Source organism: Nicoliella sp. ESL1120 (genome assembly GCF_058508515.1).
Window position 1 is genome coordinate 80,148 of the sequence record NZ_CP196383.1, and the last position, 26,380, is coordinate 106,527.

Below are 26,380 nucleotides of genomic sequence, written 5' to 3' on the forward strand. Positions count from 1 at the left end.
TTATTAAACGTTAAATCTAAAGTTAACAATGTCACCATCTTGCATGACGTATTCTTTTCCTTCGACCCGTAGCTTTCCAGCTTCCTTAACGGCACTTTCACTACCGAGTTGGTCTAAGTCATCAAATGACATTACTTCAGCTCGAATAAAGCCACGTTCAAAGTCAGAGTGAATAATCCCAGCAGCTTGTGGTGCCTTCGTTCCCTTTAGATAAGTCCATGCCTTAGTTTCCTTTCCACCAGCGGTAAAGAATGTCTCAAGCCCTAATAACTTATAAGAAGCCCGAATCAACTTGTTTAGGCCAGGTTCTTCAACCCCTTCAGCTTCAAGGAAGGTTTGCTTATCATCATCATCTAATTCAGCAATTTCTTCTTCTGTTTCAGCAGCAATTCCAATTGCTTGAGCACCATCCTTGGTTGCGTAATCTTGCACTTGTTTGAAATATTCTGAACTTTCAGGATCAGCCATATCATCTTCACTAACGTTGGCAACGTAAAGGACTGGCTTTGAGGTAAGTAAGAACTCACCCTTTACGATTTTGGCTTCGTCTTCGTTAAAGTCGATTGAACGCACTGAGCCACCATTTTCGAGAACGGGCTTAATCTTCTCTAAGACTGCCTTTTCCGCTAGGGCATCTTCATCCTTACCCTTAGCGGCCCGTTCAACTTTTCCTAACCGCTTGTTAACAGCATCCAGATCAGCAATCCCTAATTCCAAGTTAATCGTTTGGATATCAGCAATTGGATCGACTTTACCAGTAACGTGGGTGATATTATCATCATCGAATGCACGCACTACATGAACGATGGCATCGACTTGACGAATGTTTTCCAAGAACTTATTTCCTAGTCCTTCACCCTTACTAGCACCCTTAACGATTCCAGCAATATCGGTAAATTCAAACGTAGTTGGCACGATTTTCTTAGCTGGAATCAATTCTTGAATCCGCGCTAATCGTTTATCTGGTACTTCCACCATTCCCACATTGGGATCGATCGTAGCAAATGGGTAGTTCGCCATTTCTGCTCCGGCATTTGTAATTGCGTTAAAGAGGGTTGACTTACCAACGTTAGGCAGCCCAATAATTCCTGCTGTTAATGACATAAAAAAATTCGCTCACTTTCTGTTTATTCTGTTTCGTGTTTTTCAAGTACTTTTTTGATTTTGTGATCAAATTGACGTCTGGGAAGCATTACAATATGACCGCAATTAGTACACTTGATTTTAATATCGGCACCCATCCGAATAATTTCCCAACGGTTCGCACCGCATGGATGGGGCTTCTTCATTTCAACAATATCATGTAGTTCATACATTGCAAAAACTCCAATCTAGTCAATGTTAATATCTAATATTTTTAGAATTCGGTTCAAATCGTCATTAGACATGTAATCGATCTCTATTTTCCCATGACCACGTTTAGAACGATTGCCATTGATTGAAACAGCGGTTCCAAAGCGATCCTGGAGCTGATCTTCAGTTGCTCTGAGGAACGGAGATTTATGACCACCACGAGCGCCCTTCTTTGCCTTTTTAGAACGCTTGCCACTGCCCATTTCTTCGATCTCGCGATTGATTTGACGAACCGTCAAAGTCTGCTCATAGACCCGTTTCGCCAATTTTCTCAATTCCGCCTTATCACTAATTGATAACAAAGCCCTTGCTTGCCCCATTGATAACTGCTTTTTTTGCACCATCGCTTTAACTTCATTAGGTAAGCCAAGTAGTCTTAAGTAGTTAGCAACGTATGAGCGACTTTTTCCCAGGCGGTTAGCAACTTGAGCTTGCGTTAAGTTCAAGTTCACCATTAGCGTGTTATAGGCCTCAGCCTCCTCAATTGCTGTTAGGTCCTCTCTTTGTAAGTTTTCAAGAACCGCAATTTCCATCATCTTTTCATCGGTAACATTCCGAATGATGGCTGGAATTGTTTTTTTACCCGCAATCTCAGATGCTCTAAACCGTCTTTCACCAGCTAGAATTTCATATTGACCATTCTTAGCTGCTTTTCTTACGATAATTGGTTGGAATACGCCTGATTTTTTGATTGAATTTGCCAAATCATTAAGCGCATCCTTATCAAATCTGGTCCGTGGTTGGTATGGGTTCGGAACCAACTCCGCAAGTTTAATATCATTGACCGTTTCTTCGGATTGAACTTCATTATCTGAAAATAACGCTTCAATCCCACGGCCTAAACCTTTTTTATTTGCCATGAGCAGCCAACACTTCCTTTGTAAGTTTCATGTATACAACTGCACCCTTAGATTTAGGATCATAATCATTAATTGGTTTTCCATAACTAGGTGCTTCTGATAGTCGGACATTCCGTGGAATTACAGTATCATAAACCTTATCCTTAAAATAATCGCGAACTTGCTCATTGACCTGACGGCCCAAGTTAGTGCGTGAATCAAACATCGTAAGCAAGATGCCTTCAATTTTAAGGGTTGGGTTAAAATGCTTTTTAACTAAATTAAAAGTATTTAGCAATTGGCTAAGGCCCTCCAACGCATAATACTCACTTTGAACTGGGATTAAAATGGAATCACTAGCGGTAAACGCATTTACGGTAATCAAACCAAGCGATGGTGGACAATCGATTAAGATATAATCATAATCATCTTCCACTTCAGCAATCGCTGTTCTTAAAATGGTCTCGCGCGCCATTTTAGAAACTAACTTAATATCAGCACCAGATAAATCAATTGTCGCAGGAACTGCATCTAAGTGGTCATAATCGGTATGAATAACGGCATCTTTAATTGGTGCATCTTCAACTAAAATATCATACATTGTGGGGAGCTGATTTTCTTTAATCGACTTTTTTTGAATATTAATCCCACTAGTTGCATTTCCCTGTGCATCAGCATCAATTAATAAAACCCGCTTTCCTAAAGACGCTAAATCTGCACTCAAATTAACAGCAGTCGTTGTTTTGCCGACGCCACCCTTTTGGTTAGCTAATGCGATTACATATGCCATCTTAAGCCCTCCTTTTATTCCCCAATTGGTTTTTTATTTGGCGTTCCCGCCTTACGTGGATACTGACTTGGGGTTGGTTTTACCTTCTCGATCACCACAATATTTCTTTCATCATTTGAAACAGGCAACTCAAATTCATGGTCTTGGGTCAACTTACCACCCAGTAACTGAATTGCTTTTTGGCCAACGCTTAATTCGCTAGCAGCTTTAGCAGCCTTAAGTGCAATTAAATTGCCGCCAACTTTTACGAGTGGCAAGCATAGCTCTGCTAAAACACTCATTCGAGCAACTGCACGGGCAGTAACAATATCAAATGACTCCCGACTAGCAGACTTTTTACCGCCAAACTCTTCGGCACGTGCATGAACGGTCTTAACATCAGTAAGACCTAGCTTTGCAACTAAATCATTCAAGAAATTAATCCGTTTGTTCAAAGAATCTACGATCGTTACTTTTAACTGGGGAAAAACGATTTTCATTGGTAAGGATGGAAATCCAGCCCCTGCACCAACATCACAGATAGTAAGTGGCTCTGTTTGCAGTTTATTAAAATAAAATGCGGGAGTAATAGAATCGTAAAAATGCTTTAAATAAACGTCATTTCGATCAACAATCGTTGTTAAATTAACGTTTTTATTTGTTGCTACCAACAGCTGGTAGTATGTATCAAACTGCTTCATTTGATTATCGGTTAACTCAATTCCATTATGAGCCAATTGTGCTTTAAATTCTTCTGGATTCATTTAATTACTCCATTAATAATTCTATTTCTTTACCCATTAATACTTATAGATAGTCAACTTTTATTTTATCATAAAATAACGGTGCTGGATAAATTGAAAGATATCTTTAAGCAAAAAAAATAAGCTCCTACCTTTAGCGGCTAAAAGCTTTGCGACTGGTAAATATGTACATGCAGTTTAAGCAAGCCACCGCACAAAGCAAATTCATGACATCGTCCACCTAATCCATCAAAAGGTGACCCTGAATCACGACACGAATAGTATTGTAACATAAAATCCAAAGAAAGAAATAACTTTTTTAAATTTTAATAAAAAAAGATACTGAAGTTATCAGTATCTTCAAAAAATGGCTGAAATCAACCTATTTTTTTATTATTTTTAAATATCCCTTGTTGTTAGCGGAGTATTTAATTCCCTTGTAAATCACAATATTGTTCTTAACTAATGAGCCGTCACTAATACTATAGTACTTCTTTACCCCGTGTTTACCAAAAACAACAGCACCACGAGTTTGAACACCATCTTCATTAAAGTGATATTCAACTCCGTTTATCACTTTCGTCCCAGATGTTGTTTGGCCATCCTTATTGAGGTAATACCATTTATTATTAATGTTTTCGAATTGGTTCCGAACTTCATTACCAGTATTAGCATCATAGTAATACTTTCCACCCCAGCCGCCAGCAACCTGGTCTCCGTTTTCACGATCAAAATATTGATATTGACCGTTCACTAGGGTTCTACCCTTAGCCATAACACCATTTGCAAAGAAGTATCTAGGGTTTCCTAGTTCTGGATCAGTAAAGAATCCTGAATGATACATCCCACCATTTGCACCAAAGTAATATTGTTTGCCGCTACTATCACGATAAACTGAATTAGTTAATTCAGAACCATCGGGTAAGAAGAAGAATTTAGAGCCGTTAATTTTTTGCAACCCAAATACCATATTTCCATTATCATCAAAATAATAGGTCTTTTTATCGTAACTAATAAATGTATCCTTAGCCTTGTAGCCACTATAAGTGTAATAATTAATGTTCTTACCGTTTTGAACGAATCCAGTTTTGAAGGATTGGCCCATCATTTGTAGTGGCATTGTACTTAAATTATTAATATTTAAATATTGACCAGTAATCCCATTATTTAAAATGTAATCAATCCCAACTCCTTGGACATTAGTTCCATTAATGTACTTAGCACTCCAGGTTGTAATTTTTTCGCTCGGATCGATCGGTTTATTCGTCGAAATTTGCTTAGTAGTAAATAAATCTGGGTACATTTTTTGAAGTGCTTCCAAGAACTTGCCACCATATTGGGCTTGATAGTCGTTACCACTACCAATTGTATTGGAATAGTATAATTGGTTCGTAATCTTGGTTCCAATTAATTCTTGGCCATAGTTATTAACCCGCTTAACCGTTACTAACTGCTTATTTGGCATGTCATATACTTGATCCGGTACAAAGTCAGCCATCGCTTGAATTCCATTTGCATGTAACGCTTGAATCGCTTGAATCAACTCATCGGCAGTTCCATATTTGTTCGGACCACTGAGTCCTAAATCATATCGGTCACTAAACGCATATCCATTTTGGAATGTTTCATCTAGGAATGAATTACCCTCAGTCGAATTATACTGTGGTGGAAATTCAAAGCTAGTAATTCCCCATTGTTTAAATAAGTTGGCATTGTTTGCAATCACTACGTTTTCTCTTTGTGAATCAGTTGTTGGGAATGATTGGAAGTTAGAGAAGCCCTCAAAAATCACGTTAGAATCCAAAGCAGCATTTGATACGTAGTTACTACTCTGTTTAACATTCTTGCTTTGGGTCTTATTTGTAGCGGAAGCAGCTGTTCTAGAATCTTGATCATCAGCAGCCCCCATTGGCACCCAGGCAGAAAGATATCCTGATACCTGCGGGTTGGAATATCCCTTAATATCTGCACGAGTTAGAATTAATTGCCCTTTGGCATTTGTATATTTAATCTGGGACTGACTAACATCTGAGTCATTATTAAAGACTGACAAACCAGTCTTAGTCGTATTCAACAATGGTCTAAAGGCCTGATTTTTATGACTAGCCCCCATGTTGATAACGACTTTATCATTACTAGAAAGCTTTAATTCAGGGTTATTAGATTCAACAATTGCGATTCCGCTCTTATTATTTGGATTAACATTTTTAGGCCCCCAAATATCCTTTCCATAACGAACTGATGTTAAAACGCCGGTATATTTATCCTTAGCCTTAGTCATTGAAGGGGCTCCAACCATTGTTTGAACGTTAGATGTTTGCCCACCAGCAACATATTTAACCCGCGCCCTCAATAATGCATCGATCGAATCATAGTATGGCGATTTGGATTCCATGAACTGCTTATTTTCCATATACATATCACCATAGTAAACCCGTGGGACTAAGGACTTATCAGTCAATAATAGCGCGTAGGCAGCTGGGGTATTGTAAAGTGAATATTTTTTATCCGTTTTCCATTCGTCATCAGCATAAATCTTAAGGGCCTTTTGGAAAATTTGCATCGTAGATGATGGATTATCTGGGTTGACAGAACTATCAAATTTATCTTGAATAATTTGACCGACAATTCCTTGAACAGAGTTATCGTGTGCTCTAAAGAAGCTATAACTAGGAATCGTATCATCGACCTCATTCCAATCAGCATGACGATCAGCCAACCCATCATTAATTAGAAAATCAAGATTGGTCCTTTGGGTAGGATCAGCTGTTGAAAGGGATTCTTGGAGTGCATTTTTCAGTTGCGGATTCATTGTAATTTGTGGATTCCCATTCTTGCGCATGTAGAATGGATCAATCCAATTATCCCAATCTTCCAAAATGCTTAAATGATTATTAGCATTTTGATCGGATTGACTAGTTTTATAAGCATCATTAAAGTACTTTCCAATAATTTGAATTAAATCAGAGTCAACATCATCAATCGCATCCACTCTGACCCCATCAAAATTACCGTTAGGATTATTCTTTAAAATCGTCCCCAAATTCATGACATAGTGCAACCAGTTCAGATCTTCAGCCTGAACGGTCGGATTAGAGTTATCAATATCATTCCCTAATAGAAATTCAAAGTCCCCTCCGGAGGCAATCGTTTGCTTCAAGGTCTTTCCATTTTGATCTGAAAGGCCCCGATTCAAAAGACGATAATTAGAATTAGCATCGCTAGTTAATGGATCGTTAACGTATAAGAACTGACCACCTTGTAACCCATCTGAACCACGTTCTTCACTATCGAAATTCCACTCGGATTGTGTTTTAATGAATTGATCCAGTAGATTATGAAGCCATGTTGTATCACCATTGTTGGCATTAATCTTCTTTTCAATCGATACTTGCACTTGTCTAGCAGATTGATTTAAGCTATTGGCCCCATCCCCAGCAGAATGCCAAGAAGGTGTCACTCCTAACCCATTTTTATTCATAAAGTTAAGATAATTTGCTTCCACTTTTTTATTTGGCCACCAAGTCATCAATAGTGGGCGCATATCATTTTGATTCGATGCCGTCCAATCATCACCATTTGATAAAATTTTCTTTGGACGATACCAGGTATCAGGGGTCAAATAACCATTAACGTTTGTAATACTAGCATTGTCAACGTTATAAAATGCATTATTCGTTGTAAAATCATCTGATTTCACAGTCTCACTTTTGGTAATAGGGAGGTCTTTCTTAGCAGTTAATGCTCCTGTTTTCTTGTTAAAATACATAACTTGATTACCTAGTTGAACAGTAACGCCCAAATGGGGATCACCGTATGTATCAACATAGTAATATTTACCGTTCTTTTTCTTAATATTAGTAACCTTGTATTTTTTCAATAAACGTTTAATGGTTCCATCATCGGCATTAGTAAGGCTTTTAATTTTGCTAGTACTATTAGCATTTTTACTCGTTGTTCTATCAGCAGACGATGAACTACTCTTAAGAACTGCATTTGATTTCACAACAGCAGCTGAACTACTACTAGAACTTGAGCTAGTATTGCTGCTAGAAGTATTAACATCACTAGTGCTACTAGACGAATTAGAACTACTACTAGAATCAATACTAGCGCTGCTTTGTGCCACTGATGACTGGCTAGCGGCACTACTAATGCTAGCATTAGAGCTCGCCGCTGAAACATTTGCACTACTAGAACTGCTAGTTGCACTGACGCTGCTTTGCGTATCAGCTTTAACTGAATTTACATTAACTTGATCAGCGTAAAAAATCCCCATCGTTGCTGTGAACAGCATTGCTGTAACCCAATGCTTACCCGATTTATACATTTTATAATGTTTTTTGGTTTGTCCGTTAAACATTATTCAATCCCCCTATTTAATTCCTACTGGTAAATAAAATTGATTATTTTTCACCATATAATACTTTTTGGTAGCTAAATTTCTTAATATATAATTAATCCCACGTCCTTGGATATTGCTACCGTTCAAATACTTGGCAGACCAAATGCGTAGTGGATTACTATATACTAATTTTTTACCATTCGAAATTTGTTTAACATTAAACAAGCTCGGATGTTGACGATGTAACGTTTTTAAAAACATCCCACCATATTGATACTGATAACTACTCTTAGAACTACGGGCATTCGCTAAATAAAGGCGATTAGATAGTTTAGTCCCCTTGATCTTTTTACCGTTAATATCGACCCGCGTTGCAGAAACAACCTGCCTTCCAGGCAGATCATAAAGTTGGTTCGGCACAAAATCAGCAAGCGATTTAATCCCAACACTGTGGAATGCTTCAATCGTATTGGCTAGTTCACTTGCGGTTCCATACTTAGTGGGACTGCCAAATCCGAGGTCATAACGATCATTAAACGCATATCCATTCTGCACGGTCGCATCAACGAATGAGTTCCCCGTAACGGAGCGATATTGAGGAGGTAATTGCATATAAGTAATACCCCATTTTTTAAAATCATTCACTTTTTTAGGCAAGACCACGTTTTCATATTCACTCGTTTTAGTTGGAATTGGCTGAAAATTAGAGAACGCCTCAAAAATGACCTGTGAATCCAATGCATTATTAGATCGGAAGGTTTGCTTGCCACCATGATGTTTAGAACTAGCCTTAGTTCTAACGTCTTGATTATCCTTTGCCCCTACTGGCACCCATACGGATAGATAGCCAGATAACTGAGGATTACTGTACCCCTTAATCTGGTTATTATTCAAAATTAACTGGCCCTTAGCATTAGTTTTAACTGGATTAGCATCCGTTTTAGCATCCGCATCTGATAAATAAGCCTTAACCCCATCGATTGTTGGTGTGATTACCGACCGATAATATTGATTCTTGTGGGCAGCCCCCATATTAAGAACGATTTTATCCTGTGAAGATAACTTGAGTTGGGGTTGGTTACCAATCACAACTCCAATTCCAGAGGTTCTAGTTAACGAATTCCCCTTACTATTAATGCTATTAGCACCATCCCCAAACCGCACCGACGTCAACAAACCATTTTGCACTTTCATTTGTTGACCACCAGCAACGTATTTGACGCGTGCCTCAAGCATTGCCTCAATTGCATCATAATAAGGTGATTCTTCTGCCATGAACTGGCCATCATCCTTATACATATCGCCATAATAAATTCTCGGCACCGTATCCTTATTCGTTAACATAAATGCATAACTGGATGGGATATTATAATACGTATATTTTTTATTCGTTAACTGTTCATCAGCATCATAAACCTTTAGGGCCTTGCTCAAATCTTTCGGATCGACCTTTCCACCAACAAAATTATGATTGTACTTATCTTGAATAATTTGAAATAAAATTTCTTGAACTCCGCTATCATGAGCACGCATAAATGAATAATTAGGGATCGCTTGATTTTGTTTGGTATCGTTATCACGATTAGATACGATCGTATAGTCGTTTAGATGTTGCATATTCATTCGTTGCTTTACTGGTAACGCGAGTGAATTAATCATCGCAAAGTGTTGATCACCATCCATCGTTAGTTGATTATTGCCGTGATCTTCAACGTAGTTAGGATCTTTACCGGCCCAATCTTCTAGAATGGAAAGGTGATCAATGGCATTTTGGTCACTTTGGTTCACATGGTATTCCTGCTTAAAGTAATCTGACATAATATTTAATAGGTCCGCATCAACATTATCAACAGCATCAAAACGAATGCCATCAAAGTTAGCATTGGCATTATGCTGCGTGATGGAACCAAAATGAGTCAAGTAATAAACCCAGTTCAAATCCTCAGATTGAACAACCGGATTTGAGTTATCAACATCGTTAGCTAATAAGAATTCATTCCCATCTGATTCGCCATCATCATTATATTTATACTTACCAGTTTGCTGATTGGGATAACGATTAATAATGCGATACTTAGAGTTAGCATCGGGCGTGTCCTTATTATTACCGTAAAGTAACGCGCCTCCTTGAAAACCATCCTGTAGATTATAGCCCTCACTTTTAATATTCCATTGTGATTGCGAATTAATAAATTGAGTAATTAATTTTTTTAACCAACCGATGCGTCCAGTTGCGCTGATCTTTTTTTCAATATCAACTTGAACTGCACGGCTAGCGACCGCTAATTGGTGGTTTGATTCATCAGTCGTATGCCATGAAGGTGTAATCCCAAATCCACGGCCATTCATAAAGTTTAAATAATTAACTTTCGTGGATTTATCTGGCCACCAAGCCATCAACAACGGGCGCTTATCAAACGAAGTTGATTTAACCCAAGTTGTCCCCGCACGCAATATTTTCCTAGGTCGGTACCAAGAATCAGGCGTTAAAAATCCCTCTGCCGTATCAAAGAATGAAGCAGTGGAATGATTATAAGCCCGATTATTACTATTAATATCAGTTAATTTCACTGTACTTGCGATGGCTTTGGGTGCAAACTGAATCGCAAACCAAGTACCAGTAACTAAAAGCAGTGTAATTAACACTAAAAAAGTTCTTATGATTTTCTTAAACATTATTAATTTATCCTTATTTTCAATTGAATCTTAAACATTTATTAATAATATCTCAATATGTTAATACGTGCAAACTTTGCACAAAAAAAGCCGTCTATCACAAGCGAACTTGGATGACGACCCTTTAAATTAAATTATTTACTTTCAATTCCTAAATTAAATAACTTAGTGGTGTAGGTGTATGGCTGACTATAGCCAGGTAAGTTATTAACAGTAACTGTATAACTGTGATTTACTTTAATGGCATTGGCATCTGGAGTGAACCAAACGTTGCCGCCAAAGTAACCAGCAGTTCCAGAACCCGAATTGATCGAAGCTGCGTTTACATCTGAAACGTTTACATCAACATTACTGGTATTATCGTGAATGGTAACGCTTGGCGTTGCATTGAATGAACTAGAAGGAACTGAAATTGACCAAGGCGTGTTTTGTACTAATTCGAATGGGAATAATCCATTCCCTGGGAAGTTAACAGGGGTGTTGACTCCAGATACTTCGCCATCATTTGAATTATCAAAAACCTTATAATCATAATAATTTCCATTATTATCAGTTGAAACATAACCAATTCCAACACTACTAATATTGCCAATTAACCATTCACGATGCCCTGGTCCCAGTTGTGGAATTCCATTATTCCCATCATTTAAAAAACCAGAAACAATGTCATAAGGGGTGGGATTCGATGTCGGATAACTAAATTGAAATCCAATATTACTATTCATGGTTACGTCAGAAGCATGTTGCCAATCTTGTGAATTAACGAAACTAGGTTCGATGCTAGCGGGTAAGCCGTGTTGAATCGTCCCAATCGTATTGTTACTAACGTTCAGTGCCGCTAATCCTGCAGCACCGTATTGTGCATCTTGACTCCATGAACTATTTTCAGACAATGAAGATAATCCTAACATATTTCGGAAGAAGTTAATCCATTGAATACTGTTATCAATATAGCTTTGGTTTAATTTTCCAGTGCTAAATTGCCCATTAACATTTGGTTTCGCACTATAAACGTCGGCATCTGCGTTTCCGTTGCCGATCTGAGCTGCCTCACTCTTGTAAGTATTAATTTGATTAATTTCACTGCTCGTAAAGTATTTAGCTAATTCATTGGCACTAGCTGAATTGGCTGATTGCCCTGCATTGTTACTATTTGAACTAGATGTAGCACTAGATGATGAACTAGCTGATGAACTAGCTGATGAATTAGCTGACGTTGCTGAACTCGCACTTGAGCTTGATGCAGATGATGCGCTTGAAACATTGCTAGTAGCACTATTAGATGCTGAAGATGCTGTTGAACTAGCAGTTTTGGCACTGGTTGACGAATTAGAGGCAACGGAACTCGTAGTACCATTACTTTGGTTACTTGATGGAGTAACGGGATTAGTAGTTGGAAGTGAACCGTTATTATTGTTATTGTTGTTAGTCCCATTATTGTCACTACTTACTGCTGGGGTATTATTACTTAAGCTATTAACATTAGTAGTGGTTTGAGAATGGGCATTATGGTGCTTCTTGGCCTTCTTGACTTTAACCAGTTTTAGCTTGTTACTTAACACAACGCCCTTAAGTTTCTTATGCTTGATCAAACTATAAGTATGTTTTTTACCCTTTTGATCCTTAATCACATACTTTTGTTTCGTTTTAAAGGCAACGTTCTTATGTTTCCTAAGGTTACTTACTACCTTATTCAATTTATAGTTAGAATAAATAACCCCATTTTTTCCCTTTACAGTTTCTGCATGTGCTAATTTAATTTTTTTAACTAACTTAGCTGATTGGTTAGTCTTAGCAAAAGCACTAGCATTTGAGACCCCAAAAGTGCCGACTGCTACTACTGCTACTGCAATCAATTTATAAATATTCTTTTTCTTCATATGTAAGCTCCCTAATAAAAAATATTAAAATCATTATTTTAATTATAAAATAATTAAGTTTTTTTAGCAATTATCATGTTAAATCGTTGTGATATCAGCATTTTATGTATAAAAAAATAGCTACATTAGATCATTTTCTAATGTAGCTATTTATATTTAACCGTTTGATTTAATCCCTAAATCAAATAACTTGGTGGTGTAGGTATATGGTGAAGAATAACCAGGGAGATTGTTGACCGTAATCGTATAGCTGTGGTTAACCTTAATGTCATCACTATTTGGTTTGAACCATAAATTAGTACCAAAGAAGCCGAAACCATAGGATGTAGAACTTCCACCATCATAGGTATTTACAACGGTTCCATTCATATTAACACTAGTGACTGCAACGTCTTTATTACTGGTATTATCGTGAACTGTCACAGTTGGTACAGTAGGATTATTATTAAAATTAATTGGGAGTGAAATTGTCCAATCTGCATCCTTTATTAAATTAATTGGGAACAATCCACTTGCAGGAAAATTAACTGGAGTGGTAGTTTGATTACCTTTAAAGTTATTATTAGCGTCAAATATCTTATAGTCACTGTAATCCCCAGATTGTCCTACTCCAACTTTATCAATGTTACCAATTAGCCATTCTCGATGCCCAGGTCCATCTGATGGGTCATCATTATTGGCATCGGATAGGAAGTCATTAACTACAGAGTAAGGAATTGAACCAATTTTAGTTGCTCCATCAAAGTATGAACTATAATTAACGTTACTAGAGTAGGTTGCATCAGATGCTCTTTTGAAATCTTGATCACTAATAAATGAAGTTTTAAATTTATTATCGAAACCATGGGCTAGGAATGAACCGTAATTATTCGCAACGGCAATCATGTTTAATCCGGCAGCCCCATATTGAGCATCTGCACTCCATGAATCATCTTCATTTAAAGGTTTAACCCCCACCATGTTTCTAAAGAAGTTAATCCATTTAACGGTAGTATTAATGAACGTCGGGTTCAACTGACCAGGATTAAAAGTATTCTTAACTTGTGAAGGTTCAGTGTAAATATTTTCATCAGCACCACTATTATTAATATTAGCTGCTTCACTTTTATATGCATTGATTTGATTTATCTCGTCGCTGGTAAAGTAATCAGATAAATTAACTTGATTGTGCTTTTTATTATCATCTGATTTGCTATTATTACTATTTGAAGTCGGTGTTCTTTTTGCTTGAATCGACTTAATTGACTTACTTAAAACGACCCCCTTAATTTTATTACTCTTAATTAGGTTATATGTACTTCTCTTACCATTCTTATCTTTAATCACAAATTGACGATTAGTCTTAAAGGTAATGTTTTTATAATTTTTTAAGTTACCAATAACCTTATTAAGCTTATAGTTTGAATATATTTTACCACTAGTCCCTCGAACATTTTTTGAACTAGAGAATTCAGTATCACTTATGACTTTAGCTTGATGGATACTTTTAGCGGAAGCATTAATAATGAAAACATTAGTTAATCCCAATGATATTGCTAAAGCAATAGCTACTCTTTTGTAAATATATTTATTTAGCATATAATAACTCCTAAAATTTAAATTTTTAAATGTTAATTTAATTATAAATTAACGAAAAATCTTTAGCAATTATTAAATAATAAAAAAGCACCCCATAATCGCTAGATTTATTTAACAATTATCGGGTGCTTCAATTATCATTAATCAAACGGCCACCAAGCTACTCGCTTAGAAGTTGCAGGTTCATCCTTCATTTTGGCCACGTATATCGGGCCAACTTGTTCTCGCATTGAAATTGGAATCTGAGCTTTTGAAATCAAGCGAATGGACGAAACGTATGAACCCTTATGCTTCACAACTGCCCATCTTTGCTCTTTACCATACTCACCCGTATAAAATTTCAGCCAACTGCCAGCGCCAAATTGATCATCAGATACATACGCACTTACTTTTTTCATTGGTTCTGGACTCTTTAATGGCAGGGTTGCATAACCAACCTGAGTTTTTAAAAACGGGTTGACTGCATCGATATATTCATTTTGGGTCGCCCGACCATAACCTAAAATCCCTAGCCCCAGCAATAAAATACTAACAATTCCCAATCCGCTTGCTAAAATTAGCGTGTACCATTTATACTTTTGCTTTGATCTTACATCATTACTAATTTGATTAACCATCCGATTGTTTTCCCCCTTCAATAGCTCATCTAACGTCACGTTTAAAATTGCCCCTAGATTGACCAACGTATCCAAGTTCGGATAACTCAAATTATTTTCCCATCGTGATAAAGTCTGTCTCGTCACGTGGAGTTGATCGGCTAATTGTTGCTGAGTTAACCCAGCCGATTTGCGTTTGCTTTTTAATACCGTTGCAAATTCCAATTTAAGCACTCCTTTCCAAGATCACGATAGCAAATTAGCTTCTGAATGTAACGCAATTATCGTGTTACATCATTGATATAACAACATTTTATGTATAAAAAAAGGAAGTCAGTAGTGACTTCCTTTCGATGTTTAGTGTAATCTTACCAAACGAATAAACCAACAATTCCTGCTGACATTAGTGAAACTAAGATTCCGGATAGGAGCAAGTAAACAACGTTCTTACTGATTAAGTCGTTGTGTTCCTTATCAACGATCCCCTTAAATGCACCGATGATCATCCCAACAGTACTCAAGTTCGCAAATGAAGTAATGAATACAACCAATTGAGCTTGGTAGTGAGGTGGAAAGACGCTGTGGTTATTAATCGTCTTAGTAATTTGTTGCATAATTACGAATTCGTTCGTAACCAACTTCTTACCCATAAATTGAGCAAATTCAAAGGCATGGTGAACATCGAGCCCCATTAACCATGCAAATGGGAACATGATGATTCCTAAAACGTGTTCAAGTGAAAGCCATGGGTTAACGAAGCCTAATAGCTTATCGATCAATGCAGCTAAGGCAACGAATGCAATCACGTTAGCGGTAATGATTAAGATTAACTTCCCAGCGCCAAGAATGGAATCACCCAAGAATGAGAAGAATGGTTCGCGACCCTTTGCAGAATCACCATCAGCAGCTTCAGCGGTCGCATCTGCAACGTCTGAGCTGGAACCTAGTTTTGCAATTGTATCTTCTTCTGGTGTAACTTCGACTGGATTTAAAATACTAGTGATAATTACCGCATTCAAAATGTTCAATGGAACGGCAGTCAAAACAAATTGACCAGGTACTAATTGAACATATGCTCCCAAGATTGAAGCAGTAACACATGACATTGACATCATCGCAATCGTTAAATCACGATTAGCCTTCATTTGCTTCAACTGAATTTGAGAAACAGCTAAAGCTTCAGTGTTACCAAGGAACATCATTTCAACTGAGAAAAATGATTCGAATTTTGGTTGACCAGTAACGAATGAAAGCCCCCGGCCAATCCACTTGATCAAGAATGGTAGTACTCCGATATAGGTTAAAATATCGAAAACCGGAACGATCAAGAGGATTGGAAGTAATGCACTAGTGACAAAGTCAGGTGTCTTCAAAGCAAGCCAACTAGGTAACGCAAATCCAATCCCGGCATTAGCAACTTCAACTAAGCCACTAAAGCCATCAGCCGCAGCCTTAACGGCTTCACGACCCCACGTAAATTCAGTGAGCAGAAAAGCAATCACTAAATTGAGAATTAAAACAGTAATAACTGAACGCCAGTTAATGTTTTTACGGTTCTTAGAGAAAAGCACCGCAATCGCAAGGAATACAATGATTCCTAGGATGTTAATTAAGAGATACATTAAAACTGATCCTTTCTGTAAATAAATAAAGAACTAAATCTAAACAAGAAACAGAGCAACAAATCACCAATTTGTCACACATCACTCCTCTCAAATTAGCGGGTTACTTAGTTAGTTCATGTAATAAACTATGTTTAAATTTATCTTTACTCATGGAATCAGTAAAGTTTTCCATTATTGTTGTTGCCAAATCACCCAAAGTTCTTCTAATCCCTAAGGAATGCCCCTCGGTAAACTGCTTTGCGTATAAGATGATTGGTAAGTACTCCCTAGTGGTGGGGAGATCAATTGTAATATCCTTTGCAAAACTAGAAGTAATGACCAATAGGTCAGTATCTAACATTGTATCCATTAGCAATTGAATTTGTTTATCAATAATCATTAAGCGGCTGGCATAGTCCTTAGCATCACCACTTCGCGCTGAAATTGATAATTCTGGAACCTGATTATATATGATTCCCTCTTCGATCTTCTTTAAGTTATAAAGAACTTCCACAAATGAAATATCATCGCTAGCACATTGTACTTGTTTACAAACATCTTGATTTTCTAGATAGTTTACAAACCTTGAAATTAACACATTTGAGAATCCTTGGCGTGCTAAAGTATTAAAAATACTGACTACCCGCAGTGGTTCGGAATAATCAAACATTTCTCTCAACGTTGAGGAAGCATGACTAGCCTCCACAGCCGCATGCATCTTACCATAGAAGCCCTTGGGATGCTCAACCATTGGAACCGTCTGTAATTGATGATCCCATCTAATATTGCCAAATCCCAACGATTCAAGGGTTGGCAACTTTAAGGTATCTGTAAACTGTTCATCTAAGTGTCCAATGGTATCAGCACCAACTGAATCGTACCGATTGGCATCGCTTGCTTCACCCATCCCCAGTGAAGCCACATCAATGATGATAATTCGCCGAAAATTCATTTAAATAGCTCCTTAAACTTTAAGAATCTTTAAAATCTTTATAACGATTATAGCAGTGTATTAATTGTTAGTAAATAGAATTTAAGCGCCACCATCAAAAAAAGCACCAATCATCCAAATTATTTTGGAATAATCGATGCCATAATTAGTGCCGACCAAATGGCCTGCCCCTGCCAAGGAACTACATTATATCACTAAATTTAATGTCATTTTCGGATTCATAATATATAATAGAGACAATATTATCTCTAAGGGGGATTCATTTTGAAAATACTTGCACTTGGTGATTCCATCACCAATGGATACGATGGTGACCGCGATCTTACTTCCGGCACTTATCCGCAAGAACTCAGTAAATTATTAAATTGTGAAGTCGATAACTATGGTGTGAACAATGCGATGATCACCCGCCATCAATATGGTGATCTTACCCCACGGGTGTCCAGCGTTGACTTTACTAAATATGACCTGGTAATTATATTTTACGGTACTAATGACTATGCACACATGTCATCATCACTTGAGGAGATTGAAAACGAATTAGGTGCCGATGTTGAGGAAATCAAAAATAAAAATCCCCAAGCCAAATTACTTGGTATCGTGCCGATGAACCGCTGGGATTTCAATCAAAACGCTGATTCAATCGTTCGAGCTGGCGGTTATTCTTTTCACCAGCTACAAGACGGCATCGCTGCAACATACGTTAAGCATCAAGTTGCTTGTCTTGATTGGCGTAAAATCGCTCCTAACCTATTGACTGATGAAAACTACCAAGAACGCCTCCATGATTCTCATCTTCACCCTAACGCTAATACTTACGGTATCATGGCAGACTATATCGCTAAATTCATCACCAATAATCACCTGATTTAGGTAGGAGGATTTTCAAATATGATTTCATTTGCATACCGTGCATTTAGCGCCGTAGTCCAGGAAAAAAGCTTTTACAAAGCAGCCAAACTATTAGATGTTACCCCATCAGCAATTAGCCATGCGATCAATCAACTTGAAAAATTTCTTGGCTTTTCAGTGTTCATCAGAAACCGTTCTGGGGTTAAATTGACTGCTGATGGCAATGCTGTCATGCCGATTATTCAAGATATAATCAATACTCAACAACGCCTAGAGCAAGAAGCTGCTAACATCACTGGACTTAATGCTGGTTCCGTTAGATTAGGTGCCTTTAGTAGCGTTTGTATCAACTGGCTGCCCCAAATAATTAGTTCGTTTCGGGAACAATATCCAGACATCTTAATTACAGTTGATCAAGATGCCTACGATGAAATTGGCAATAATGCTAAATTAGGCACGATCGACATCGGTTTTACGTGCGACCCCATCATTGAAAAGTTAATTAAGGTCCCATTAGTTAAAGATCAAATTTACTGCATTACCCCCAGTGACTTTATTCCATTAAACGGGCAAAACATTACCAGCGAAGACGTTGAAAATCAAAGTTTTATTTTACAACGTAGTGACTACTATGGCGATACGAAAAAAGTATTAGATCGCTATCACGTTACCAATGCCGCCTTACAATTTAGTATTGATGATCAATCAATGCTGGCGATGGTCCGTAGCAAATTAGGAATGGGGATTTTACCTAAGCTAGCATTGACCAATATTCCAACTGGAGTCAAAGTATATCCATTTGACCAAAAATACTACCGAACCATTTACTTAGTTATCAATTCAGTTCAAATTAAAACTCCTGCAACTAGAAGAATGCTAGACCACATTAAGGATTTCATTAAACAAAATTATCCATCAGGAATTCTAGACTAAAAAAACTGCTCATGATGAGCAGTTTTTTTAGTTTGAATTTAATTATTCAGCACTTAAACTTTCAATTGGATCAAGCTTAGCAGCCCGTCCAGCAGGAAGGAGAGCAGCAAGTAAGTTAATAATCACTGCGACTACGATTCCAAAGATTGCGTTTCCAGGCGTAATTTGAATAATGGAGTAATGAATTGCACCACTAGCGGCGGAATTGATCCCCCATTCGATCAAGTAGGCTACGATGGTAGCTGAAATGGATGAGAATAAACCAAGGAGTAATGATTCGCTAAAGAATAATCCCCGAACGTTACCCTTAGTAACCCCGAGAGCACGGAGAATTCCGATTTCCTTCGTCCGTTCAGCAACACTAATGTATAGCACAACGATAATCATGATGGCAGAAACTAGTAGTGAGATTCCGGCAATTGCAGCCAATACGTTCACTGCTAAGCTAATGTATGTGTTCAACGTTGAAACGATTGAACCAGCACCAGTGATTTGGAAGTCCTTCTTACCATTAGCATCCTTTAGAGCCTTGATCTTATCTTGAGTTGGGTTAACTTCTGCTACCCCACCCTTGATATTAGCTGTAATGAAGTTGGTCTTAAGGGTTTGCTTATTATTCTTGTAAATATCCTTTAAAGTATCGTAACTTACGGCAATTACTGGTGAAGCACTATCAGAAATCCCGCTTACCGTTACCTTCTTGCTCATTTGAACTGGTTGACCATTCTTACCACTAGCAGCAAATGAAAGGGTAATTTCCTTGCCAACTAATGACTTGTAGTCACTCTTAATCTTTTGAGCGATACTCTTTGGTAGTAATACGGTATTGCTTGCAGTAGGTTTGCTACCATTCTTGATACTCTTATCGAGCATCGTCGAATTGTAAGTCTGAAGCACTTGACCTTGCGTCGTCTTACCATTGTAGCTCAATTGGGGACTAACGGCCATGGCACCCTTTTCAACCGACTTAACGTTCTTAACATCCTTAATCTTATCGATATCCTTATCGGTAACATTAGATTTTAGGATTGCAGATGCGTCAGTTCCACTGTCAGCCTTCCCCTTCGTTACTTGAACTGAGTTCGGGTTAATCTGATCGTAGATTTGGTGGTTAATATAACCTTTAATCCCGTTTCCAAGCCCCAGCATGAAAATCACACTGAAGATTCCGATCGCACCCCCGAAGATAATCAAGAGGTTTCGCTTTAGATTATATGACATTTGTTGGAAAGCCATCTTGAACGTATCGATCAAATGAAGTGGATGTAACTTCATCCCACTTGATGGTTCGGTCTTGTAAGCATCCCGTAACTTTTTATCACTATCGATTTGTCCACTGGCCATGTGAACCACACGGGTCCCGTAGGCAGCCACCTTATCGGAGTGGGTAACGGTCAACACTAATTTTCCTTCTGAAGCAATTTCATCCAACAACTTCAAAATTTCATCAGTATTTTGCGCATCCAAAGCCCCAGTTGGTTCATCGGCAATGATGATGTCTGGATCAGAAGCTAACGCCCGCGCAATTGCAACCCGTTGCTTTTGACCACCTGATAATTGGTTGGGGTGCTTATGAATGTGTTCACCCAAACCAACACGCTTTAATAGGTCTTCTGAACGCTTGTTTTGTTCAGAACGGGATAAATCACTCATTTCAAGAGCGACCCGCACGTTGTCTAAGATCGTCATGTGTCCGATCAAATTAAAGTTTTGGAAGATGAACCCAATTGTTTTCCGTCGGTATTCATCTAATTGTTTATCTGTATCGTGTTTGAGCGAATTACCATTTAGTAAAACGTCCCCCTGGTAGTTACTGTCTAACCCACCAATGATATTCATTAAAGTGGATTTCCCACCACCAGATTCACCAAGTAGTGAAACAAATTCACCATGGTTAAATTCTAGGCTAATCCCCTTCAGGACTTTGAATTCTTGCTTACCAAGGTAATAGGACTTTTGAATATCCTTTAATTCAAGTAAAGCCATCTGCGTTCTCCTCTCAAAATTGGATCTTTTTTAATGTGTTTGTTAACTTTGTTTCCAATAGTATATCAAAATATAACAATCGTTAAAAGTAATTTAACTCAAAAAAAGAATTAAAATTATCTAAAGACCTAAAATTAGAATTTATATTTGTAAAAATGTGCATATCAGTGTACGATATAAAAATCGTGAATTTTCACATTCGTTGTATTTTACAACCTTTAGAATTAAAATTAAATATAAATAGATAATTAATAAGGAGCGATTAACATGGAAATCAAGTGGCACTTAGAATCATTCGAACATTTAATGAACGATGAAATTTGGCAAATTTACGCACGTCGGGTTCAAGTATTTGTAGTTGAACAAAACCGTGCTTTTCAAGAAATTGATCAATTAGATAAACATGCCTTTCATCTCTGGGCAACTGATGAAAACGATAAAGTCGTTGCCTATGCAAGAATCTATCGTGAAGAAGACTACATTTCATTTGGTCGAGTCCTTACAACTCCAGATACCCGTGGGACTGGAATGGGCAAGGCCTTAATGGACCATGTCATGAAGGCCATCGCTGAAAACTATCCTGGCGAACCAGTTAAGATTCATGCCCAAGCAGATAAGGAACACTTCTACGAAAAATTCGGCTTTGTTGCCCATGGTGAGCAATATACTCACATCCATACTCCCCACATCTTCATGGTGAAGGAAAAATAATTAAACCCGAATGGTCAATCCGCCAATGGATTGGCCATTTTTAATTTGGCATTTTAATCGCTACTAATAATTACGTTAAAATAATCAACTATTGTTGATTAAGAAGAGTATAATTACTTTTAAATTAAAATACAAACGACATTTATTAAACAAAAGTTGATTAAAGTAGAGAAGGGGTTGATTGAATGGGGAAACAGGATTTAAGAATTAAAAAATCGAAGCATGCAATCAAAGCTGCTTTTTGGAATTTGATCATCCAAAAGGGGCTCAAAAATGTTACTACCAAGGAAATTATTAATGAAGCTGGCGTTAATCGCACTACTTTTTATAATCACTATGCCAATCAATCAGCATTATTATCTGAAATTGAAAATGATCTAATCGATCGAATTAACAAAGAAGCTAACCACTTTCCAATAGATGAAACTCTAAACAGTATCCCATGGCAGGCCTACCATAAAAAAATCATTAACGTAATTTATGAAAACGGTACCTACATCAAAACGTTGATCGATAATGATGAATCACAATTTTTACAAAAGGCCGTCCATCAAAATCGCATCTCATTAAAAGAAAATAACATTCTGGATAAAATTACCATCCCTGAGCGATACGTAGTCGAAGGATTATTTGGCCTAGCCACCACCATCATCTATGAATGGATTCGTTCTGGGTACAAAGAAACTCCTGATGAATTTTTCAAAATTTTTCAAAAAAATGATTCAACCAGTTCTAATTAGTAATAATATTTTAAGATAAATATTATTTATCGCAATAATGATCAACCCCTACAGTTAAAAACAGTCTAAAACAAAAAAATTCCGCAATTGCGGAATTTTTTTATTAATGCTATTTAATTGGGGTAGTTGTTTTAAGAATTTCTGGTTTCCAAAGCATTAATAGGTAACCATATCCTTGTGAATCAAAAGTTAAATCTTCAAATTCACGACCCGTATTAAAGGAAATGTAATTAACATCTGATGGTTGAACGGTCCCTGCACCTAATTTATCAGCTGGAACTGAAGTAATAATATCATCTGAAACAATGTATAAACGATTATTAACTGGGTTATATGAAAGTCCTTGGTTATGCGTCCCACCCCAATTGATCGTCTGTTGAACTGGAGCAAAGCTAACCTGACCAGTTGTTTCGTTTAATTGTCCCTTGAAAATTTGATACTTCTTACCAGACTTACGTCCAAAGTATGCGTTCCCATCGTTATCAAAAGTTAAAGTATGCAATGCATAATTTGAATTATTGTGTAGCATTTGGAAATTAAACTGTTTAATTGGTTGTAGGGTATTTGAATCCAATTCAGTAATTACGTTACTACCATTCATAGCTAGATCACCAGAGGTTTCATCTTGCGCCAAGTAAAGGTTCTTCGTAGCTGGATTGTAAGAAAGTGTCTGACCATGCCCGATATTAATTAAAGGACTAATTTGAGCAGCATGGGCAATTTCGGAATACTTAGCAAAATCAACTTGGTTTTGGGATAGTTGATCAATTGCCTTTTGAGCATCAACCACAGCTTGGTTGGCATCATCAACAGCTTGTTGATCTTGACTCACTAAGTCATTAGCATCCTTGACGTTTTGGGTATTAGTAATCCAATTCTTAGCAAAACCATTCTTAAATTGATCAATATATGAATTGTTAGTAGCTTTTTTATTTTTAATAGCAGTCTTTTGAGCAGTCAACTTAGCTAACTTTTTAGTAAGTGGAGCGAGCTTCTTTACATATTCATCCTTAGAAATCTTCTTAAGCTTAGTCTTGGTATCAGTACTACTAGAATCACTAGAACTAGTGCTACTATCACTAGCTACATTCGATGAATTACTACTATCAGCACTGCTATTGTCATCACTGGAACTAGCTGCACTGGATGCATTTGCTGCATTTGCTGCACTTGCTGCAGTATCATCTGCACTACTATCAGCAGTTAAATCACTATCATCAGCGGATGATGAGCTATTGGAATTAACATCCGTTTCTGTTTTTAAAGTAATCTTTTTAGGGGTTTTGCCCTTGTAAGCAGCCTTTAAATCGCTCATTGATTGTAGAACTTGTTGTTCCTTTGCAATCAACTTGTTTAACCGTTCATCATAAGCACTATTGGCAGTTTGTAAAGTCGTCACAAAATTATCCAAAGTCAATTTGACTGGCTTAGGAGTGCTTTTGTCGGTTTTCTTATCAATTTTATAAGCATTGTTTATTTGGGTTTGAATCTTTTTGATTTGCTTATTAGCTAATTTAGCATCATTATTAACTTGTTTTTGGTAATCATCAACTTCTTGTTGATCACTAGCCATTTGATCCTTAGCATTTTGCACCTGGTTTTGCGTACTCTTTAAGTTGCTATTAGCATCATCTAAGTAAGATTGATAGTTAGCATACAACGAAGAATGATTATTTCCCGACTTAGTATAAGGTGAAATGTACTTCAACGCCTTCCAAACTAAGTCAATTCCATTCCCGTTATCAGATAAAACCCCCATTTGCTTCAAATCATTAATATTATAACGAACAATGGCCCCCTGATTCGTACCAGTTCCCATTGATTCAACAACATAGATGTTATCGCCGACCTGAACTGAACTTTGGTAGTTACCATGTTCGGTATCCTTAACGTGAAAACCTTCTGGAAGGTAATAATAAGTATTAAAAGTGGTACTCCCATCTTGAGAAGTATAACTATCCGCTTTATTTTGAACATTCATATCCAACTTCGTATGAACATACTTAGCAGGCACAGTCACCTTAGGTGCGGTAGTCGCAACGTTTTGTATCGAGCTATCGCTATAACTAGCCATTGCATTGGAAGTATTCGTTTCTTGTTGAATATTAGTATTAGTATTAGGAACGCTATAAAATTGTTCAGCAGCAGATACCTTCGTATGTTGTTGTGAATAGCCAAACGCAAATATACCTAATGAAATTGCAGAGATTGCTCCTATTCTGACCCATTTATTCATTGTAAATAATTCTCCTATCCTATATGTAATCATTAATCTATATTTTACAACATCCTTTCATAAATATCCTATTTTCATTCTAAATGTTATAATATGGTAATAATTAGTAATGAAAGGAAACATTAATGAAAAACTATCAAAATACTAATGATCAGTTTCAAATTGGTCAACAATTTACTTTAAATACCAAACCGGAGTTTGACAGAATGGGTGTCAACGGTGAAGCTGTTGGTTACGTTGAACGGACATTAGTCTTTATCCAAGGAGCCCTACCTAAGGAACGGGTCACGATCGAAATTACCGATACCTACCACCACTATCTAAGAGCTAAGGTCGTAAACATTATTACCCCTAGTCCCTATCGAGTTACCCCACGCGATGATTACGCAGAATCAGTGGGTGGATTTGAACTAGAGGCAATGGCATACCCTGCCCAATTAAGATATAAAAAAGAAATCGTTAGACAATCACTTTATAAATACCAACCAATTGGGTTTGAAAGTTATAAAATTCACAACACCATGGGGATGAAAGATCCTTATGGTTATCGCAATAAGGCCCAATTTCAAATTCGCAAACGCGATGGTAAGGTCATTGCTGGATTATATAAAACGCGTAGTCACGACCTAGTCGATCTAAAAACGTGTTCAGTCCAATATCCAGTCACAATGAAAGTAATGCGAACAGTCGTCAACATGATCCAAGAACTCGAGATTCCAGTATACGATGAATCTAATCATTCTGGAATTATCAAAACCGTCGTTGTTCGTGCATCATTACACACTGATGACGTGCAGGTCGTTTTCATTACTAATACACAAAAATTTGTTAAACAGCATCGGATGTTAATGAAGATTGCCCTCCAGCTGCCAGAAGTAACCTCAGTTATGCAAAACGTAAACCCAGGCGATACTCCATTAGTATGGGGCGATGAAACGATCCTCCTTGCTGGCGATCCATTTATTGTCGAAAAGATTGGTGGATTAGAATTTGAATTATCAGCACGTGCTTTTTTACAGCTTAATCCGTTTATGACCCCCCAACTATATGAAGTAGCAATCAATGCGCTTGATTTAGACGGGAACGAACGATTAGTTGATGCCTATTCTGGAGTCGGGACAATTGGGTTGCCGCTTGCTAAGCACGTTAAGGAAGTGCGTGGAATGGATACGATTGCAGAAGCCATAGAAGATGCCAATCAAAATGCAGGTATTAATGGCATCAAAAACGCTCATTACTACGTTGGTAAGGCCGAAGATCTAATCCCTGAGTGGATCAATGATGGCTGGACACCAGATGCAATAATTGTTGATCCACCTAGAACTGGTTTAGCTGAACCATTATTAGATGCGATTTTGGATGTTGCTCCTCAAAAATTCGTCTATGTTTCTTGTAACCCTGCCACGATGGCCCGTGACCTAGTAGCATTAAGTCGTATCTACCGCGTTGATTTCATTCAACCAATCGATATGATGCCCCAAACCGCTCGCGTAGAAGCGGTCGTTAAATTTACCCGTAAGTAAACACTTTGTTTTAAAAAAGTGCTAATTAGTGTTACGCTATTTTATAAAATAAAAGGAAAGTAGG

Annotated in this window: 19 protein-coding genes; 5 read left to right on the forward strand and 14 right to left on the reverse strand. The window is 37.4% G+C overall.

Annotated elements, in window-relative coordinates; translation table 11 throughout:
• Positions 1 to 3 precede the first annotated feature (3 nt).
• The 12 genes from ychF to ACSYTE_RS00410 form a co-directional block, all read right to left on the reverse strand.
• Complete coding sequence (gene ychF / locus ACSYTE_RS00355; protein WP_491716750.1) at positions 4 to 1,104, reverse strand: redox-regulated ATPase YchF; 1,101 nt, start codon at positions 1,102 to 1,104, stop codon at positions 4 to 6.
• Positions 1,105 to 1,127: 23 nt separating this feature from the next.
• The gene (locus ACSYTE_RS00360; RefSeq protein WP_491716751.1) at positions 1,128 to 1,316 is read right to left on the reverse strand and encodes a DUF951 domain-containing protein; all 189 of its coding nucleotides are present in this window, start codon (positions 1,314 to 1,316) and stop codon (positions 1,128 to 1,130) included.
• A 15-nt stretch (positions 1,317 to 1,331) separates the two neighbouring features.
• A complete protein-coding gene (locus ACSYTE_RS00365; protein ID WP_491716752.1) occupies positions 1,332 to 2,213 on the reverse strand; it encodes a ParB/RepB/Spo0J family partition protein in 882 nt (293 codons plus the stop codon).
• The gene (locus ACSYTE_RS00370) at positions 2,203 to 2,982 is read right to left on the reverse strand and encodes a ParA family protein (protein ID WP_491716753.1); all 780 of its coding nucleotides are present in this window, start codon (positions 2,980 to 2,982) and stop codon (positions 2,203 to 2,205) included. The genes ACSYTE_RS00365 and ACSYTE_RS00370 overlap by 11 nt, the downstream gene beginning before the upstream one ends.
• A gap of 14 nt (positions 2,983 to 2,996) precedes the next feature.
• Positions 2,997 to 3,725, reverse strand: coding sequence for a 16S rRNA (guanine(527)-N(7))-methyltransferase RsmG (rsmG, locus tag ACSYTE_RS00375; RefSeq protein ID WP_491716754.1), 729 nt, complete (start codon positions 3,723 to 3,725; stop codon positions 2,997 to 2,999).
• Between the two features lie 361 nt (positions 3,726 to 4,086).
• Positions 4,087 to 8,067 (reverse strand): glycoside hydrolase family 70 protein, encoded by a 3,981-nt coding sequence (locus ACSYTE_RS00380; protein ID WP_491716755.1) that lies wholly within the window; start codon positions 8,065 to 8,067, stop codon positions 4,087 to 4,089.
• A 12-nt stretch (positions 8,068 to 8,079) separates the two neighbouring features.
• Positions 8,080 to 10,725 (reverse strand): glycoside hydrolase family 70 protein, encoded by a 2,646-nt coding sequence (locus tag ACSYTE_RS00385; protein WP_491716756.1) that lies wholly within the window; start codon positions 10,723 to 10,725, stop codon positions 8,080 to 8,082.
• A 134-nt stretch (positions 10,726 to 10,859) separates the two neighbouring features.
• Positions 10,860 to 12,605 (reverse strand): hypothetical protein, encoded by a 1,746-nt coding sequence (locus ACSYTE_RS00390; protein ID WP_491716757.1) that lies wholly within the window; start codon positions 12,603 to 12,605, stop codon positions 10,860 to 10,862.
• Between the two features lie 156 nt (positions 12,606 to 12,761).
• Positions 12,762 to 14,183, reverse strand: coding sequence for a CAP domain-containing protein (locus tag ACSYTE_RS00395; RefSeq protein ID WP_491716758.1), 1,422 nt, complete (start codon positions 14,181 to 14,183; stop codon positions 12,762 to 12,764).
• Positions 14,184 to 14,323: 140 nt separating this feature from the next.
• Positions 14,324 to 15,004 carry a helix-turn-helix domain-containing protein gene (locus tag ACSYTE_RS00400; protein ID WP_491716759.1) on the reverse strand — a complete coding sequence of 227 codons (681 nt, stop codon included), beginning with the start codon at positions 15,002 to 15,004 and terminating at the stop codon, positions 14,324 to 14,326.
• A gap of 143 nt (positions 15,005 to 15,147) precedes the next feature.
• Entirely contained in the window at positions 15,148 to 16,401 is a 1,254-nt protein-coding gene (locus tag ACSYTE_RS00405) for a NupC/NupG family nucleoside CNT transporter (protein WP_491716760.1), read from the reverse strand.
• A gap of 103 nt (positions 16,402 to 16,504) precedes the next feature.
• Positions 16,505 to 17,335, reverse strand: coding sequence for an alkaline phosphatase family protein (locus tag ACSYTE_RS00410; protein WP_491716761.1), 831 nt, complete (start codon positions 17,333 to 17,335; stop codon positions 16,505 to 16,507).
• 264 nt (positions 17,336 to 17,599) lie between these two features.
• Between ACSYTE_RS00410 and ACSYTE_RS00415 the strand changes: the two genes are divergently transcribed.
• Together ACSYTE_RS00415 and ACSYTE_RS00420 are read left to right on the forward strand one after the other, a co-directional pair.
• The gene (locus ACSYTE_RS00415; protein WP_491716762.1) at positions 17,600 to 18,208 is read left to right on the forward strand and encodes an SGNH/GDSL hydrolase family protein; all 609 of its coding nucleotides are present in this window, start codon (positions 17,600 to 17,602) and stop codon (positions 18,206 to 18,208) included.
• An 18-nt stretch (positions 18,209 to 18,226) separates the two neighbouring features.
• Positions 18,227 to 19,120 (forward strand): LysR family transcriptional regulator, encoded by an 894-nt coding sequence (locus ACSYTE_RS00420; protein WP_491716763.1) that lies wholly within the window; start codon positions 18,227 to 18,229, stop codon positions 19,118 to 19,120.
• Positions 19,121 to 19,162: 42 nt separating this feature from the next.
• Here the strand turns inward: ACSYTE_RS00420 and ACSYTE_RS00425 are convergent, their stop codons facing one another.
• Positions 19,163 to 21,106 carry an ABC transporter ATP-binding protein/permease gene (locus ACSYTE_RS00425; protein WP_491716764.1) on the reverse strand — a complete coding sequence of 648 codons (1,944 nt, stop codon included), beginning with the start codon at positions 21,104 to 21,106 and terminating at the stop codon, positions 19,163 to 19,165.
• Positions 21,107 to 21,373: 267 nt separating this feature from the next.
• Here ACSYTE_RS00425 and ACSYTE_RS00430 point away from each other — a divergent pair, with 267 nt between their 5' ends.
• Positions 21,374 to 21,817 (forward strand): GNAT family N-acetyltransferase, encoded by a 444-nt coding sequence (locus ACSYTE_RS00430; RefSeq protein WP_491716765.1) that lies wholly within the window; start codon positions 21,374 to 21,376, stop codon positions 21,815 to 21,817.
• A gap of 185 nt (positions 21,818 to 22,002) precedes the next feature.
• Positions 22,003 to 22,557 carry a TetR/AcrR family transcriptional regulator gene (locus ACSYTE_RS00435; protein ID WP_491716766.1) on the forward strand — a complete coding sequence of 185 codons (555 nt, stop codon included), beginning with the start codon at positions 22,003 to 22,005 and terminating at the stop codon, positions 22,555 to 22,557.
• A gap of 109 nt (positions 22,558 to 22,666) precedes the next feature.
• On the opposite strand, the gene ACSYTE_RS00440 is transcribed toward ACSYTE_RS00435, so the two are convergent.
• A complete protein-coding gene (locus tag ACSYTE_RS00440; protein WP_491716767.1) occupies positions 22,667 to 24,793 on the reverse strand; it encodes a hypothetical protein in 2,127 nt (708 codons plus the stop codon).
• A 125-nt stretch (positions 24,794 to 24,918) separates the two neighbouring features.
• Here ACSYTE_RS00440 and rlmD point away from each other — a divergent pair, with 125 nt between their 5' ends.
• Positions 24,919 to 26,316 (forward strand): 23S rRNA (uracil(1939)-C(5))-methyltransferase RlmD, encoded by a 1,398-nt coding sequence (gene rlmD / locus ACSYTE_RS00445; protein WP_491716768.1) that lies wholly within the window; start codon positions 24,919 to 24,921, stop codon positions 26,314 to 26,316.
• Positions 26,317 to 26,380: the final 64 nt, after the last annotated feature.